Source organism: Tepidicaulis sp. (assembly GCF_965222285.1).
Taxonomy (GTDB): domain Bacteria; phylum Pseudomonadota; class Alphaproteobacteria; order Parvibaculales; family Parvibaculaceae; genus Tepidicaulis.
The window spans coordinates 1492234-1508444 of sequence record NZ_OZ244942.1; the positions used below are offsets into that span (position 1 = coordinate 1492234).

A 16211-nucleotide genomic window follows, 5' to 3' on the forward strand; every position below is an offset into this window, starting at 1 on the left:
CTAGTGGAGCGCGTGCTCCATGAAAAGTGAGAGCGCGCAGCCGAGAAGAAAGAGCGGCAGCGCCAGGCGGCGCTTGGCTTCCAGCATATGCGGCACGAGATGCGAGGCGCTGACATAAAGCAGCGTGCCGCCTGCGGCTGCGAGCATCGGGGCGAGCAGTGCGCCGTGATCATGCGGTGCGGCGGTAAGAGGCGCGGTAAAGCCCGGCCCGTAATGCGCGCCGTCCAGCCAGAGAACAGTAAGCACTGCGCCGAGCGGGGTCATCAGTACCGCGCCGAGGACGGTGTAAAGCAGTGCGCGGCGAGCGGAGACGTAAAAGCTCATCAGCGCGAAGAGAATGACCGCATCGATAAATTTATGCGCGGTGAGCCCGCCCATGGTCATGAGCCCGGTTTCGAGCCCGCTTTCATAGGTCACGGTATAGACCGCGCCGTCGGCGAAGGAATGGAACGCAATGCCGAGCCAGGCGGTGAGCGCGGGCATGGAGACGGCGGGGTGATGATGCGCGCTGTGAGGAAACAGCGAATCCGTCAGCCCGGCGATGAGCAGGAGCAGCACATAGCCGCCCAGAGCATAAAGCGGGGCATGAGGCGTTCCCTGCATGGCCTCGGGAAAGAGATGTGTTAGAACCGTGGTGAGCAGGAGCCCTGCGCCGAAGGCCGCCAGCAGATTGCTCCAGCCGAGCACGCGTTCACGGGCAATCCAGACGCTTGCCACCCCGCATAGGCTGATAAAGGCGGCAACGAAGCTCGCCAAAACGCCATATTGTTGAAAAACACCAAGCACGTGCCGTTTCCCGGTAATGTGCGGGCGTTATATTATAACAATTGCATTTGGGAAAGCCCAAACTGACTACAGGGCCTGTTGGCCTCTATCCTGTTCTATCCGGCTTGGGCAAGCTCCGGACGCTGCATGGGCAGCCAGAACTGCACATTGGTGCCCTGGTCCGGTGTGCTGTGGATGGTCAGATCGCCGCCAAGCTGGCGCACGAAACGGTGTGCGATGGGCAGGCCGAGACCGGTGCCGCCGAACTGGGTCGCATAGGCCGGGTCCGCCTTCCAGAACGGGTCGAGTGCCATGGCGATCTGTTCTTCGCTCATGCCGATGCCCGTATCCTCGATTTCGAAAAGCACGCGCCCGTCGGAAAACTCGCTCGAGCGCAGCGTGACGGTGCCCCCCGCCGGGGTGAACTTCACTGCATTCGATAGCAGATTGATGAGGATCTGTTTCAAGCGCCGGCGGTCCGAATAAACGGTCGCGGCATGATGGCCGGGCTCGAAGACGAAAGTCAGCTCGCTTGCTCCGCGCCGGGACTGGGCAAGGTTCAGCGAGCTTTCCAGCGGTTCGCTCAAGTCGAAAGGTTCCGTCTCGCAGTCAGAGGCGTCCGTTTCGATTTTCGACAGATCGAGAATGTCATTGACGACGTTGAGCAGGTTGCGGCCCGACATGAGAATATCGTCCACATATTCCCGGTAACGCTCGCTCAGGGGGCCGAACATCTGCCCCTTCATGATTTCGGCAAAGCCGATAATCGCGTTGAGCGGCGTACGCAGCTCATGGTTCATATTGGCGAGAAACTCGCTTTTTGCGCGGCTGTGCTTCTCGGCCATGTTTTGCAGATAGACCTGCCGCAACGCGCCTTCCAGCTCTTGCTCGCGTGCCATGATCTGCTTTTGCAGGATGATGTTGCGCCGGTGCGCGCGGCGGCGGATCGTGAAGGCGGCAATGGCGAGCACGAAGGCGTTGAACTCGAAATAGAGATGGCTCATCAGCACCTCGTTCGAGGCGACGGCGATAGCGGCAAGCGTCCAAAGACAAATATAAGCACCGAGACTGAGCGCCAGCCAGAAAGGCGAGAGGAAGAAGAGCCCGATCGCCACCATGATGAACAGATAGTTGGTGAGCTCCGAGGGGTCTTGCGTCACCGTGATATGGGCGGTGACGTTGCAGGCCAGAATGAGCGTACCGGCACAAAGAAGCGGATGCGCCCATTGATGGGGAATGGAATGCCGCTTGAGAAGAAAGGAAAGGCCGAAGCCGATGGCCGAGCTTGCCGCCGAGATCGGGATCATGACTTTCGCGATGGGCGGTGGAAGGAACGTCATATGCATGAGCGTGATGGCAAAATAAGCCACGCCCACGAAAGCGAAAATCAGCCAGAGCCCGTCGCGCAAAATCTCGTTGAAATCTTGTTGCGTGGCTTCGACCGCTGGCGCTGTGTCCCCGGTGATGGCTTCTTCAATCTCTGGAGCGCGGTTATGCGCTGTCTCGCTCATCTACTGTCTCAGCTACTGTCGGGCCTGAAAATCATGCCAGTCCGTCAAGTTTAGCAAAAACGGTATTGAGAGAGTCCTAATCGCGATTTGCGAATACTTGGTATGCTGAAAAACTGAGCAAGGCGAAGCGCGTGGCTATTTTATAGCCACGGCTTTTATGCCTAACAGGCGTTAGGAATTCAGGCTTTTTCTTCCCCGCGGATGGAGGCGCCCACCAGCTCGCGCAGCTCCTCCGAGCCGAACTGGGCGCTGGTGCCATCCATCTTACCGAGTGCGAAATCCGGCGGCACCAGTTCCGGCCCCTCGCCGGCGGGCAGCGGCGGGGTGTAATAACCCAGCGCATAGCTGCCCATGGCATAGCCGATCAGGGCCTGAAGGTCGGGCTCCAGGGTCTTGGCGATTTCCGGCGGGCAGGAAAGGTACTGGTTCTCTTCCTGGCGCAGCCAGCCCAGCGTGTAGGTCAGATTGACGCCGATCCGGTCGCCATCTGAGGTGTTGGCGCCGCCGCCATGAAAGACCCCGCCGGAATAGATCAGAACCGAACCTGCGCTCATTTCCGCATAACCGATTTCCTCGTCTTTCGGCTGGTAATTATCGGTCCAGCCGAGCGAGCCGGGGCAAACCTGCGTCGCCCCGTTTTCCTTTGTGAAATCCGTCATGGCCCAGATCGTGTTGAACTGAGGCTCCATGTCTTTCATGTAGGTGCCCCAGGCCCAGCGGTCCCGGTGAATGGGCTGCTTGGGCTGGCCGGGCCGGATGCGGATAACCTGGGTGAGGTGGAGCTGAATGCGCTCGCAAAAGGGTTTGAGGAAGCTTTGAGCCGCTTCGAGGATCGCCGGATGCATCACCATCTCCCGCGCCTTTTGGGAGCGGGCGACAAGCGCGCCGGTGCGCGTCGTCTTGCGGCCGGTGAAATCGTCCCGCCCGTAATCGGTCGCCTCGATGTAAGGCATAAGCTCGCCGAGCGCCGCCTTTACCTCACCGGGGCTGAGCACGTCCTTCAGGATAAGCGCCCCGTCACGCTTGAGAATGGCAAGAATGTCATCCGCCGGCGCATTGGCGGGCAGGGTTTCGAGCTTTGGCATGATGCGTTCCTCCCGCTTCTTTGTAGCAAGAAGCGGCAGGAAACGGAAATTCAGCCCCGGCCCCGGTAGGGCGAAACGCCCTGGTCGGGTACCCAGAGCCCTTCGGGAAGTTTGCCCGTCTGCCAGAAGACATCGATGGGAATACCGCCGCGCGGATACCAGTAGCCGCCGATGCGCAGCCATTTGGGCTGCAGCGTTTCGGCGAGGCGCTTACCGATGGCGACGGTGCAATCTTCATGGAACGCGCCGTGATTGCGGAAGGACTGGAGATAAAGTTTCAGCGATTTCGACTCCACGAGCCAGTCGCCTGGCGCATAGTCGATGACGAGATGGGCGAAATCGGGCGCGCCCGTTACCGGGCAAAGCGAGGTGAATTCCGGGCAGGTGAAACGGGCAAGATAGTCCGTGTCGGCATGGGGGTTGGGCACACGCTCCAGTTCCGCATCTTCCGGCGTCTCAGGAGCGGCGGTTTTCGCGCCGAGCTGCGTCAGATCTTTGGTATATTCCGCCATCGGACTATCTCCTAATCGGCTTCGCCCTCATAGACGCAGCCCTCTTTGCAGGTGTCCCGGTGCACTTCCACCCGCGCGATCTGCGGCAGGGAGTTTTTCAGCCGCCGCCAGATCCACATGGTCAGGCATTCCAGCGTCGGGGCGGCCAGTCCCTCGATCTCGTTGAGGCAGTGATGGTCGAGCGCCTGGCGCGCATCTTCCAAGGCATCGCGGAATTCGGAAAACTCGCGAATGAGCCCCGTTTCGGGATCGGGCGTGCCGGCGAGCCAGACAACGGCGCGGAAGGAATGGCCGTGCAGCCGGCTGTTCGGATGGCCGGGCGGGGCGGAAGGCAGATAGTGGGCTGCCTCGAAAGTGAACTCTTTATAGATACGCATCAGTCGATCCCGATGAACTTGTGTGTTTGCAGGCTGAGCCGCCATTTGGGGTGGGCCATGCAATAAGCCACAGCCGCGTTCATGTTTTCCTTTTGCGCCGGCCCGTCCATGGGCTGCAGGAAGAAATGCTCGAAGGCGAGAGCGTCGAAATCTTCCGGCCGTGCCTTTTCTTGCGGAAAGACGAGTTTGAGTTCCTGTCCGCTGCGCTGAACGAGGGGCGCATCCGCTTTCGGGCTTACGCAAATCCAGTCGATGCCGGATGGCGCTTCAAGTGTGCCGTTGGTTTCCACGGCGATGGAAAAGCCTGCGGCATGAAGCGCTTCAATAAGGGGTTCATCGAGCTGAAGCAAGGGCTCTCCGCCGGTGCACACGACGAGCGGTGCGCCTTCAAGGTTTGCCCCATGCTTCGGCCAGAAGGAGGCGATGCGGGCGGCCAGTTCCTCGGCGGCCGCGAATTTGCCGCCATTTTGCCCGTCCGTGCCCACGAAATCCGTGTCGCAAAAGGTGCAGACCGCTTTGGCGCGGTCTTCCTCGCGCCCGGTCCACAGATTGCACCCGGCAAAACGGCAAAAGACCGCCGGACGCCCGGCATTGGCGCCTTCGCCTTGCAGCGTATAGAAGATTTCTTTGACGCTATACATGAGCCCGCTGCTTCATCCACGCTTCATATCCTTGCCGGCGCAGCGCGCAGGCCGGGCAATCATTACAGCCATATCCCCATTCATGGCGATGCGTCCGCTCGCCGCGATAGCAGGTATGGGTCTGCTCGCGGATGATCTCGATAAGCGTTTCTCCGCCCAGTTCCTCTGCCAGCGCCCAGGTCGCGGCCTTGTCGAGCCACATGAGCGGCGTTTCGATGGTGTAGGGCTTGTCCATGCCGAGGCTGAGGGCGCTTTCCATGGCTTTCATGGTATCGGCGCGGCAATCGGGATAGCCCGAATAATCCGTCTCGCACATGCCGCCCACCAGCGCCTGCGCGCCCCGCCGGTAGCCCAGCGCCGCCGCATAAGTCAAAAACAGCAGATTGCGGCCCGGCACGAAGGTATTGGGCAGGCCGTTCTCGCCCATCTCGATTTCCATGTCGCTCGTCAGCGCCGTCTCGGAAATCCGGCCAAGCTCGTTAAGGTCCAGCACATGGTCGGGCCCGAGCCGGGAGGCCCAGTCCGGAAAGTGCCGGGTGATCTCAGCGCGCACCTTCTCCCGGCAGGTCATTTCCACGCTATGGGCCTGGCCATAGGAAAAGCCGATCGTTTCCACCGCCTCGAAGCGCTGCAGGGCCCAGGCGAGGCAGACAGTGGAATCCTGGCCGCCGGAAAACAGCACCAGGGCGCGTTTTGCGCCGTCTTTTGCGGGGCTTTCCTTTGGGCTCGCTTTTGAGGTCATGGCTCGTCCTTTCCTCCCGCTGTTGTGCAGATGGGGGCGCATCCGTCAAGTAACGAGAGGGGCGGCAGGCAGGCGGGCATGAAAAAGCCCCGGCAGGCGGACCCGCCGGGGCTTTGCAGCGCTTATGTTGCGCCTTCCCTGTCAGAAGCCTTTAGAAGGCATAGGAAATGCTGGCCGAGACGAAATCCCGGTCGTTGAGCGCGTTGCGGAAGCCGCCGCCGAAGCTGTTCGTATAGCCGAGCGAGGCGCGCCAGGCGCTCTGGTAGGAGGCATTAAGGCCGAGCGTGACCGCCTTCAGGCCCGAAACGAAGCCGGGGCCGATGGGGCCGGGCGAGTAGCCCGTCACGTCATGCCGCCAGGCGACATTGGGGCTCAGCGTCACCGGCAGGCCGAAGGCGTTGTTGTAGTCCGTGGCGACCACCAGGCGGTAACCGGCGGAGAACGCCGTGCCGTACTGAACTTCCGTCACGCCATTGGCAAAGAGCGCCGCGCCGAACGGGTTCTCGATGCCGCGCAGCGAGCCGGAGCGGTTCAGCGGATGGTCTTCGGCATCCGGCACATACATGAAGCCCACATTCGTCAGGAACGTCGCATTGTCCGAGCCGAGGAGCTGCGGCAGCCAGTGGCTGGTCGCAAAAGAGTCGATCGTGTTGATCTGCCCCGTCAGTGTTTCCTCGTAGACGATGGCCTGCGTCGCTTGACCGGGACCGACCGGATCGAGGCGGCTCGTGGTGGTGGCGGCGCCGCCCGTCAGGAAGGGCGTTGCGCCCTGGCCGTCCGTCTGGCTGGCGTTTTGCTGCTGGTCCGTGGTGGCCAGCGGCATGCGCGGCGTGAAGGCCAACTCGCCCGCAACGGCGGTGCCGTCGAAAAGCGTGCTGAAGCTCGCGCCGAACGTCTCGATGCTGTCAGGGAACTGATAGAAATAGGTGCCCTGGTTCGCGCCGTAAGAGAAGGCGCCCTGAATGGCGGTCGGGTTGTTCAGGCAGGTGGGGCTGCCGAAAAGCGCCGTACAGGTCTGAGCGAAGTTCTGCGGCCCGTTGCGGAAGGTCAGGAAGGGCAGACGGGAGGTGTAATGGGTGTAGTAAAGCCCGAACTCCGTGCCCTGATTGACGTCCTCGGCATAATAGCGCAGCGCCAGACCGTACTGGTTCGTGTCGTTGCGGCCCTGATCTTCCCCGCGCGGCAGCGCGATGGGCAGAAGCGGGTTCGGCGGAAACGCCGACGTGCCTGCAAATGCGCTCAGATCATCGACCTGCGCGGCGGAAAGCGCGGGCAGGGAACCGGGACCGGCAATATCCGTCGTCGCATAGAAGGAGCCGGCCGGATCGAGTTCCGTTTCCACATGGTCGAATTGCCAGAAAGCTTCCATCGACAGATTGTTCGGGAAAGCCAGCTGCGCGGAGAGCATGGGCATCGGCAGGAAGGCTTCCTTGAGCTCCGAGCCCGGCGTGCGCAGCGCGGCCACGTCCACCGCCTGGAAGGCATTGATGCCGCCCGGAATGAAAAGGCTCTCGCCCCAGTTGAGCGCCTGCTTGCCGGCACGCAGCGTGACGAAAACATCGTCCACGGCGAAGTCCGTGTAAACGAAGGCGTCGAGCAGATCGATGCCGTTATTCAGCCGCTGGCGCGCATCGTGATTGAGCTTACGGTGACGCATGTCGTTCTGCGCATAGACATGGTCGTAGAAATACTTCACCCGCGCGAAGGCGCCGAAATTCTGCCAGCTGGCGGAAATGTCGTGAGTCGCCTTGGCTGTGATGGAGGTGAAATCCCATTGGTCGAAGTTCAAATTGGCGTCATCGGAATTGACACTCTGCGTGCTGCCATTTGCCGTGCGGCAGCCGCCATTGACGACATTGACCATCTCGCAGTCCCGGTCGCTGGCGCGCAAGGAGACCCCGAGGGAGACGGTGGAATCGACATTCACGTCGACATTGCCGATTTCGAAACTTTCTGCGGAAGCCTGGCCGCTGAGCGCCAGAAACGAAACACCGGCCAAAAGACCGGCAAAATACGCTGCGGAACGCGCCTTATGGCGCTCCTGCGCGAAGCTGTGGTTACGCATGTTACCTCACCCACTACCCGTTATTGTTCTCATCTGATGCGGGCGGCCCGAGGGGGAGCCGCCCGCCAGAGGAATGCGACTGAAGGAAAAGCATCGAGGAGGAGGAGGAGAAGCTTCGCCTTTAGTCAGGCGCGCTGATATCATAAAATATCTTATATAAAAATAGCATAATGCAAAATTATGTATCCCCAATTCTCAGGGATAAATGCAGTTAGGTTGATTGTGATGAAAATGCTGGTCACAATAACCGCGTTAAATAGAACAGTCGGGGGAGGACTCGTTCGTGAATGCAAAGGAAATGGTTCTGGCAGTGCTGATGCGCGGCCCGGCCACTGGATATGACATAAAAAAAGAGTTTGAGTTCGTTCTGTCACCGTTTCTCGATGTGAGTGCAAGCGGCGTCTATCCGGCGCTGAATGACCTGGCAAAAGAGGGGTTGGTGACCTTCAAAAAGGTCGAGCAGGAGGGCCGGCCGAACAAGAAGATCTACGAAGTCACGCAGGCCGGTAAGGAGAAATTCCTGGATGTGGCCTGTAATTCCGTCGAGTTGCGGCACAGTTTCCATTCGGAAGTCTTTTTTATCCTCACGGTTGCGCAGCATATGCCGCCGGAACGGGTCGACCAGATTCTCGATCAATGGATCAAATTCTCTGTGGACCGGCTCGATACGGTCGAATCGATGATCGAGGAGGCGGAGGAGCAAAACCGCGAAGGGCTGCGCTTCGTTCTGGGCATGTCCCGGGCATCCATGGATGCCATTATGGACTATGCCAAAAAGGAACGGGGCAAGCTGTCCGCGGCACTGACCCACCGCTGGGAGGAGGCGCCGCCCCCCAATGTTGCGCGGGAGCGCGAAAGGGTGAGCGTTTAACGGTTTGGGGATCGCAAGAGCGGTCCCCAAACTGCTTTTGGGGCATTTGAGGCTTTTCCAGCGCTGCTTCCTTGGGTATGTATCGCCCGCGAATTCATCAAAGCGGAGCAGGGCACCCATGGCAGCCATCATCGACATTATCGGACGTGAAATTCTGGACAGCCGGGGCAACCCGACGGTCGAGGTCGATGTGGTGCTGGACGACGGCGCGGTGGGCCGGGCGGCAGTGCCCTCCGGCGCCTCCACGGGCGCCCATGAGGCGGTGGAGCTGCGTGACGGGGACAAGTCCCGGTTCGGCGGCAAGGGTGTGCGCAAGGCCGTGGAAGCGGTGAACGGCGAAATCTTCGACGCCATTTCCGGCATGGACGCAGGCGAGCAGGTGGCGATCGACCGGATCATGTGCCAGCTCGACGGCACGCCGAACAAAGCCCGCCTCGGCGCCAACGCCATTCTGGGTGTCTCCCTGGCGCTGGCAAAGGCGCAGGCGGATTCGACCGGCCTGCCGCTTTTCCGCTATCTCGGCGGTCCCGCCGCGCGCATTCTGCCGGTGCCGATGATGAACATCATCAATGGCGGCGAGCACGCGGACAATCCCATCGACATTCAGGAATTCATGATCATGCCCGTCGCCGCCGAAAACGTGGCGGATGCGGTGCGCATGGGCGCGGAAGTCTTCCAGAAGCTGAAGGCGGGCCTGAAAGACGAAGGCCACAACACGAATGTGGGTGATGAAGGCGGCTTCGCGCCGAACCTCGCTTCCACTGATGCCGCCATCGGCTTCATCATGAAGGCCATCGAGGCAGCCGGTTACAAGCCCGGTGAGGACATCTATCTTGCGCTCGATGCGGCCTCGACCGAGTTCTACAAGGATGGCATCTACGATCTGAAAGGCGAGGGCAAGAAGCTCGATGCCGGGCAGATGGTCGACTATTGGGCGGACCTTGTGGGCCGCTATCCGATCATCTCCATCGAAGACGGCATGTCCGAAGACGATTGGGCGGGCTGGAAACTGCTCACCGAAAAGATCGGCGACAAGGTGCAGCTCGTAGGCGACGATCTTTTCGTCACGAACCCGGCGCGTCTTGCCGACGGCATCAAGCAGGGCGTCGCCAATTCCATCCTCGTGAAGGTCAACCAGATCGGCTCGCTGACCGAGACGCTGGAAGCGGTGGAGATGGCGCATAAGGCGAGCTACACCGCCGTCATGTCGCACCGCTCCGGCGAGACGGAAGATGCGACGATTGCCGACCTGGCCGTGGCGACGAATTGCGGCCAGATCAAAACCGGCTCGCTCGCCCGTTCCGACCGGCTAGCAAAATACAACCAGCTCATCCGCATCGAAGAGCTGCTTGGCCCGGCTGCCGAATATGCCGGCCGTTCCATCCTGAAGGGCTGAGAGAGCCGAAGGAAACCACATGAGCACGCAAGAGCCGCTGCCTGTTGTCATCATCGGCGGCGGCCCTGCGGGGCTGATGGCCGCCGAGGCGCTGACGGAACGGGGTATAGCCCCGCATCTTTACGACGCCATGCCTTCGCTTGCCCGCAAATTTCTGATGGCGGGCAAGAGCGGCCTCAACCTTACCCATGCCGAACCTTTGGAAGAGTTTCTGACGCGCTTCGGAGCGGCCAATGCGCCGTTGGACGAACCCTTGCGCGTACTTTCCCCGCAGCGCCTGCGTGAATGGGCATACGGCCTTGGCGTGGAAACCTTCACCGGCACATCGGGCCGGGTTTTTCCGGCAGAGATGAAAGCCGCGCCGCTGCTGCGCGCCTGGCTGCGGCGTTTGCGGGCAAACGGGCTTACCACCCATGTCCGGCATAAGTGGAAAGGTTGGCGGGAAGACGGCGCGCTTTTGTTTGAGACACCCGAAGGCGAGCACGCCGTGAAAGCGCGCGCCGTGGTGCTGGCGCTTGGCGGGGCAAGCTGGCCGCAGCTTGGCTCGGATGCGGCCTGGGCGCCTTATCTCGAAGAAAAGGGCATCGCGCTTTCTCCCTTCCGCCCGGCCAATTGCGGCTTTGACGTCGCTTGGAGCGCGCATCTGAAAGAAGGCTTCGCAGGCGCGCCGCTGAAACCCGTCACGCTTTCTTTTGGCGGCCGCCAAGTGAAGGGTGAATGCGTGATCACGCAGCACGGGCTTGAAAGCGGCGCGGTCTATACGCTCTCCGCCGCTCTGCGGGAAGCGCTGGAGCGGGAGGGGGAAGCGGTGCTCGAAATCGATCTCCTGCCGGGGCGCAGCGAGCGCGAGGTGGCCGAACGTGTTGGCGAGCCGCGCGGGAAGAAATCCATGGCCACGCATTTAAAGCGCAAGCTAGGTCTTGCGGGCGCCAAAGCGGCACTCTTGCGGGAAATGACGGATAAGCATGTTTTCGGTGATCCGGCCCGGCTTGCCGCCGCGATCAAACATCTGCCGGTGCCGCTCCTAAGTCCGCGCCCCATCGATGAAGCAATCTCCAGCGCGGGCGGCGTGCCCTTCAGCGAAATGGGAACGCGCTTCATGCTGAAGAAACTACCGGGCATTTTTTGCGCCGGTGAAATGCTGGACTGGGAAGCGCCGACCGGCGGCTATCTGCTCACTGCGTCTTTCGCCACGGGCCTTGCGGCCGGCGAGGGCGCGGCAAGATGGCTTGCTGACTAATTTTCTTTTGTTTCTTTACTTCTCTCTTTGTCATGCCCGCTTTATGCGGGGCATCCATGGGCAGCATAATCAAGTACCGGAACCAGTTGCCGTGGATGGGCCGGATAAACCGGGCCATGACAGGAATAAATAAGGTGCGGGAGGCGCTTCGCCTCAACCCTTCGAGCTATGACAGACGGCTTGAATTTTATTGCCGTCGGGATCGCGCACATAAGCACCGTAATAATTTGGATGGTAATGCGGGCGCAGCCCCGGCGCGCCTTCATCGCTGCCGCCGTGGGCAAGGGCTGCGGCGTGGAAGGCATCGACTTGCGCGCGGGTTTTGGCGAGGAAGGCGGCATGGACGCCGTTGCCGGGCTTCGCGGGCTCGCCGTTGAAAGGCGAAAGGATGAAAACCTTCGGGCCTTTTTCCTCGCCATAGGCGGCGGAGCCGTCCACCTCAAAGAATTTGGAAATGCCGAGCGCGCCGAAAACGGCGTCGTAAAAGGCGAGTGCTTTGGCAAAGTCATTGGTGCCGAGAGTGACGTGGCTGAACATGAGAGCCCCCATTTGCTGACCTGTGTTGTAGATATGGGGAGGGCTGGGCGCAGCGCCAATTTGCCGAAAAGCGGCTTTCCACAGAAAAATCGAATCCTTGACTCCAAAAGCGAATCTCGACTCTTGACCGGGAGAATCACTCTGTGATTCTCTTGCCTTATGAGCCGCTTTGAACTGATTCGCACCCGTGAACCGCTTCGTCTGAGATACCTGCTTTTGCCGGTTCTCGGCGGGATTTTGGCACTTTACTTCGGCTATCACGCGACGATCGGCGGCCAGGGTGTGCAGAAATATCTGGAAAACGAGCAGGAGCTTTCCGCCCTTGAAGAGGAGCTGGAAGCCAAGCGCCAGACCCGCAAGGAACTGGAGCGGCATGTGGCGCTCTTGCGCCCGGAAAGCCTTGACCCGGATCTGCTGGATGAACGGGCCCGCGCCTCGCTCGGCTATGCGCGCCCCGACGAAATTACGATATTCCGTGACCTGCGCTGACGTTACGGCACTTAACTGAAAACCAGTTAAGTCATAATTTCTTTATGCAAATCAAACTTTTAATGCCTAACTTTTAAGGTATTCGTGCGTTCATATGAGCATGAGCACGCCTTGAAAGGGAGGCCCCCAATGTCTGCCAAACGTGCGGCGCCGAAAGCCAAAAGCGCGTCCCGGAAATCTGCCTCGAAGAAAACCGCCGCCAAAAAAACGGCAGCCAAGAAGAGCCCGGCGCGCAAACGCGCGGGCGGCGCAGCTTCCCGGAACGACAAACCCGAAGTGCCTGAATTCACCCCCGAACAGGAGATGAAGGCCTTCGAGGACATGCTGCTCATTCGCCGGTTCGAGGAAAAGGCCGGGCAGATGTACGGCATGGGCCTCATCGGCGGCTTCTGCCACCTTTATATCGGCCAGGAAGCCGTGGTGGTGGGCATGCAAATGGCCATCGAGGAAGGCGACCAGGTGATCACCGGTTACCGCGACCATGGACATATGCTGGCCTGCGGCATGGACCCGAAAGGCGTCATGGCGGAGCTGACGGGGCGCGAGGGCGGCTTTTCCAAGGGCAAGGGCGGCTCCATGCACATGTTTTCCGTGGAAAAGAAGTTCTATGGCGGCCACGGCATTGTCGGCGCGCAGGTGCCGCTCGGCACCGGGCTCGCCTTCGCCAACCGCTATGAAGAGAACGGGCGCGTCACCCTTTGCTATTTCGGGGACGGGGCGGCGAACCAGGGTCAGGTTTATGAAAGCTTCAACATGGCCGAGCTTTGGCAGTTGCCGGTCATCTACATCATCGAGAACAATCAATACGCGATGGGCACATCCGTAAAGCGCGCCTCCGCGCAGACGGATCTCTCAAAGCGCGGGATCAGCTTCAACATTCCCGGCGAGCAGGTGGACGGCATGGATGTGCGTGCCGTGAAAGAAGCTGGTGAGCGCGCCGCCGAATGGTGCCGCGCCGGCAAGGGCCCTTACATTCTGGAAATGATGACTTACCGTTATCGCGGCCATTCCATGTCGGACCCCGCGAAATACCGCGCCAAGGAAGAAGTGAACAAGATGCGCGAAGAGCATGACGCGATCGAGCAGGTGCGCGCACGGCTTCTGAAAGGCAAACATGCAAGCGAGGACGATCTGAAAGCCATCGACAAGAAGGTGCGCGGCATCATTTCCGAAGCGGCGAATTTTGCCCAGGAAAGCCCGGAGCCCGATGCGAAAGAGCTTTGGACCGATGTGCTCAGCGATGGGGAGGCCGCTTAAATGCCGCAGAACATAACCATGCCGGCGCTCTCGCCCACGATGGAAGAAGGCACGCTGGCCAAATGGCTGGTGAAGAAAGGCGACAAGGTCGCGCCCGGCGATGTGATCGCCGAGATCGAAACCGACAAGGCGACGATGGAGCTGGAAGCAGTCGATGAAGGCACGATCGGCAAGATCCTCATCGAGGAAGGCACGGAGAACGTGCCGGTGAACGATGTCATCGCGCTGCTTCTGGAAGAGGGCGAAGACGAAAGCGATCTCGATAAGGCCGAGACAAAAGCCGAAAAGCCCGCCCCGAAAAAAGCCAAAAAGCAGGATGAGGCCGAAAGTGATGACGAGGGGGATGAGGACGAGAAAGACGGCGGCAAACCGGAAGTAAAAATCGAGCTTAAAGAACCGGACGTTCCGGAAGGCACGAAGATGAAGGAAACCACGGTGCGCGAGGCCCTGCGCGATGCGATGGCCGAGGAAATGCGCGCCGATGAACGCGTCTTCGTCATGGGCGAGGAAGTGGCCGAATATCAGGGCGCTTACAAAGTCACGCAAGGTCTTCTCGATGAATTCGGCGCCAAACGCGTGGTCGATACACCGATCACGGAGCACGGCTTTGCCGGGCTCGGCATCGGCGCGGCGATGAGCGGGCTGCGTCCCATTGTCGAATTCATGACCTTCAATTTTGCCATGCAGGCGATGGACCAGATCATCAATTCCGCCGCGAAGACGCGCTACATGTCCGGCGGGCAGATGAGTTGTCCCATGGTTTTCCGCGGGCCGAACGGGCCTGCCTCGCGCGTTGCCGCACAGCACAGCCAGGATTATTCGGCCTGGTATGCGCATATCCCGGGGCTCAAAGTTGTCGCGCCTTATTCGGCGGCGGATGCCAAAGGCCTCATGAAAGCGGCGATCCGCGACCCCAATCCCGTGATCTTCCTTGAAAACGAAATCCTTTACGGCCGCTCCTTCGAAGTGCCGGAAATGGACGACTGGGTCGTGCCCATCGGCAAATCGAAAGTCATGAAAGAAGGCAGCGACGTGACGCTCGTCTCTTTCAGCCGCGGCATCGATTATTGCCTGGAAGCGATGAAGGAACTGGAAGAGCAGGGCATTTCCGCCGAACTGATCGATCTGCGCACGCTGCGCCCGCTCGATCTTGAGCCCGTCATCCAATCGGTGAAAAAGACGAACCGGGTGGTGACGGTGGAAGAGACCTGGCCAATCTGCGGCATGGGCGCGGAAATCGCCGCGCAGATCATGGAGCGCGCCTTCGATTATCTCGATGCGCCAGTTGCCCGCGTCAGCGCCAAGGACGTGCCGCTGCCTTATGCCGCCAATCTTGAAAAGCTGGCGCTGCCCAGCGCTAAGGATGTGGTGAAGGCGGTGAAAGCCGTCTGCTACCTTTAAGGAGGGAGCCATGCCGATACCCGTAACCATGCCGGCGCTCTCTCCCACGATGGAAGAGGGCACGCTTGCCAAATGGTCCGTCAAAGAGGGCGACAAGGTTGGCCCCGGCGACGTGATCGCGGAAATCGAAACCGACAAAGCGACGATGGAAGTCGAAGCCGTGGATGAAGGCACGGTCGGCCAATTGCTGGTGGACGAAGGCACGGAAGGTGTGCCCGTCAACAAAGTGATCGCCGTGCTCTTGGAAGAGGGCGAAGACAAATCCGCGCTGGACGATTTCGATCCGGAAGCCGCCTCGCCCGCGCCGAAAAAGGCGGCAGAGGAGAAGTCCGAGCCGAAAGAAAAGAAAGAGGCAAAGCCGGAAGAAAAACAGGCTGCGAAGCCAGCTGCGAAGAAAGAGGAAGCGGCGCCTGAGAAATCAGACGGTAAACGCATCTTCGCAAGCCCGCTCGCAAAGCGCATCGCCGAAGATAAAGGCATCGACCTTGCCGCGCTTTCCGGCAGCGGGCCGCGCGGGCGGATCGTCAAAAAAGATGTGGAAGAGGCAAAGCCGGGCACGAAAGCGCCTGCTGCTGCCGGCGGCCCAAACCTCACGCCTTCGGTCGATCCGCGCGCTTTCTTCGAGAAAGGCACATACGAAGAAGTGCCGATGGACAAGATGCGCAAGACGATTGCAAAGCGCCTCACGCAATCCAAACAGAAAATCCCGCATTATTATCTCACTATCGATTGCGAGATCGACGAGCTTTTGCGCGTACGCAAGGAGCTGAACGAGCGCGCACCCGAGGGCGTCAAACTGTCGGTGAACGACTTCCTCATCCGCGCCGCCGCGCTCGCCCTGAAAAAAGTACCGGAGGTGATTGCGAGTTTTGCCGGGGACAGCCTGCTTATGCACAAGCACGCCAATGTCGGCATTGCTGTTGCTATCGAAGGCGGGCTCATCACGCCCATTATCAATAAGGCGGATGAAAAGGGCCTCGCTGCCATTTCAAACGAGGCGAAGGATCTTGCTGCCCGCGCGCGGGACAGGAAACTGAAGCCGCAGGAATATGAAGGCGGCGGCTTTTCCATTTCCAATCTCGGCATGTATGGCATTAAGCATTTCACCGCCGTTATCAACCCGCCGCAATCGGCCATTCTGGCGGTTGGCGCAGGCGAAAAGCGTGCGGTCGTGAAGGGCGATGAACTTGTAGCCGCCACAATGATGACCTGCACCATGTCCTGCGATCACCGCGTGATCGACGGGGCGCTCGGCGCGCGCTTCCTCGAAGCCTTTAAAGGCTTTGTGGAATTTCCCGCTACCATGTTGATGTGAGGGCGTC

The 16211-nt window shown here is 60.2% G+C and carries 16 protein-coding genes; 7 read left to right on the forward strand and 9 right to left on the reverse strand.

Annotated elements, in window-relative coordinates:
- From ACOQOT_RS06990 to ACOQOT_RS07025, 8 genes are all read right to left on the reverse strand, one after another.
- Positions 1-786: a hypothetical protein gene (locus ACOQOT_RS06990; RefSeq protein WP_420561617.1), complete on the reverse strand. Its 786-nt coding sequence runs from the start codon at positions 784-786 to the stop codon at positions 1-3.
- Positions 787-881: 95 nt separating this feature from the next.
- Positions 882-2276, reverse strand: a complete 1395-nt coding sequence (locus ACOQOT_RS06995; protein ID WP_420561618.1) for a sensor histidine kinase — start codon at positions 2274-2276, stop codon at positions 882-884.
- 179 nt (positions 2277-2455) lie between these two features.
- Positions 2456-3361 carry a phytanoyl-CoA dioxygenase family protein gene (locus ACOQOT_RS07000; RefSeq protein ID WP_420561619.1) on the reverse strand — a complete coding sequence of 302 codons (906 nt, stop codon included), beginning with the start codon at positions 3359-3361 and terminating at the stop codon, positions 2456-2458.
- 50 nt (positions 3362-3411) lie between these two features.
- Entirely contained in the window at positions 3412-3873 is a 462-nt protein-coding gene (gene queF / locus ACOQOT_RS07005; protein ID WP_420561620.1) for a preQ(1) synthase, read from the reverse strand.
- Positions 3874-3884: 11 nt separating this feature from the next.
- Positions 3885-4250, reverse strand: coding sequence for a 6-pyruvoyl trahydropterin synthase family protein (locus tag ACOQOT_RS07010; protein WP_045443902.1), 366 nt, complete (start codon positions 4248-4250; stop codon positions 3885-3887).
- Positions 4250-4891 (reverse strand): 7-carboxy-7-deazaguanine synthase, encoded by a 642-nt coding sequence (queE, locus tag ACOQOT_RS07015; RefSeq protein ID WP_420561621.1) that lies wholly within the window; start codon positions 4889-4891, stop codon positions 4250-4252. Before queE ends, ACOQOT_RS07010 begins: the two co-directional genes overlap by 1 nt.
- Positions 4884-5633, reverse strand: a complete 750-nt coding sequence (gene queC / locus ACOQOT_RS07020; protein ID WP_420561622.1) for a 7-cyano-7-deazaguanine synthase QueC — start codon at positions 5631-5633, stop codon at positions 4884-4886. Before queC ends, queE begins: the two co-directional genes overlap by 8 nt.
- A 151-nt stretch (positions 5634-5784) precedes the next feature.
- Positions 5785-7698, reverse strand: a complete 1914-nt coding sequence (locus ACOQOT_RS07025; protein ID WP_420561623.1) for a DUF1302 domain-containing protein — start codon at positions 7696-7698, stop codon at positions 5785-5787.
- 283 nt (positions 7699-7981) lie between these two features.
- On the opposite strand from ACOQOT_RS07025, the gene ACOQOT_RS07030 reads away from it, so the two are divergent.
- The 3 genes from ACOQOT_RS07030 (at position 7982) to ACOQOT_RS07040 (ending at position 11205) form a co-directional block, all read left to right on the forward strand.
- Complete coding sequence (locus ACOQOT_RS07030) at positions 7982-8569, forward strand: PadR family transcriptional regulator (protein ID WP_420561624.1); 588 nt, start codon at positions 7982-7984, stop codon at positions 8567-8569.
- A gap of 118 nt (positions 8570-8687) precedes the next feature.
- The gene (gene eno / locus ACOQOT_RS07035) at positions 8688-9965 is read left to right on the forward strand and encodes a phosphopyruvate hydratase (RefSeq protein ID WP_121878947.1); all 1278 of its coding nucleotides are present in this window, start codon (positions 8688-8690) and stop codon (positions 9963-9965) included.
- Between the two features lie 19 nt (positions 9966-9984).
- Entirely contained in the window at positions 9985-11205 is a 1221-nt protein-coding gene (locus ACOQOT_RS07040; protein ID WP_420561625.1) for a TIGR03862 family flavoprotein, read from the forward strand.
- A 153-nt stretch (positions 11206-11358) separates the two neighbouring features.
- Here ACOQOT_RS07040 and ACOQOT_RS07045 read toward each other — a convergent pair whose 3' ends face one another.
- Positions 11359-11742, reverse strand: coding sequence for a VOC family protein (locus ACOQOT_RS07045; protein WP_420561626.1), 384 nt, complete (start codon positions 11740-11742; stop codon positions 11359-11361).
- Between the two features lie 159 nt (positions 11743-11901).
- Between ACOQOT_RS07045 and ACOQOT_RS07050 the strand changes: the two genes are divergently transcribed.
- From ACOQOT_RS07050 to ACOQOT_RS07065, 4 genes are all read left to right on the forward strand, one after another.
- Positions 11902-12231, forward strand: coding sequence for an FtsB family cell division protein (locus ACOQOT_RS07050; protein ID WP_420561627.1), 330 nt, complete (start codon positions 11902-11904; stop codon positions 12229-12231).
- Between the two features lie 129 nt (positions 12232-12360).
- Positions 12361-13488 carry a pyruvate dehydrogenase (acetyl-transferring) E1 component subunit alpha gene (pdhA, locus tag ACOQOT_RS07055; protein WP_420561628.1) on the forward strand — a complete coding sequence of 376 codons (1128 nt, stop codon included), beginning with the start codon at positions 12361-12363 and terminating at the stop codon, positions 13486-13488.
- A complete protein-coding gene (locus ACOQOT_RS07060; protein WP_420561629.1) occupies positions 13489-14889 on the forward strand; it encodes a pyruvate dehydrogenase complex E1 component subunit beta in 1401 nt (466 codons plus the stop codon). It abuts the gene before it with no gap.
- Positions 14890-14899: 10 nt separating this feature from the next.
- Positions 14900-16204: a pyruvate dehydrogenase complex dihydrolipoamide acetyltransferase gene (locus ACOQOT_RS07065; protein ID WP_420561630.1), complete on the forward strand. Its 1305-nt coding sequence runs from the start codon at positions 14900-14902 to the stop codon at positions 16202-16204.
- Positions 16205-16211 lie beyond the last annotated feature (7 nt).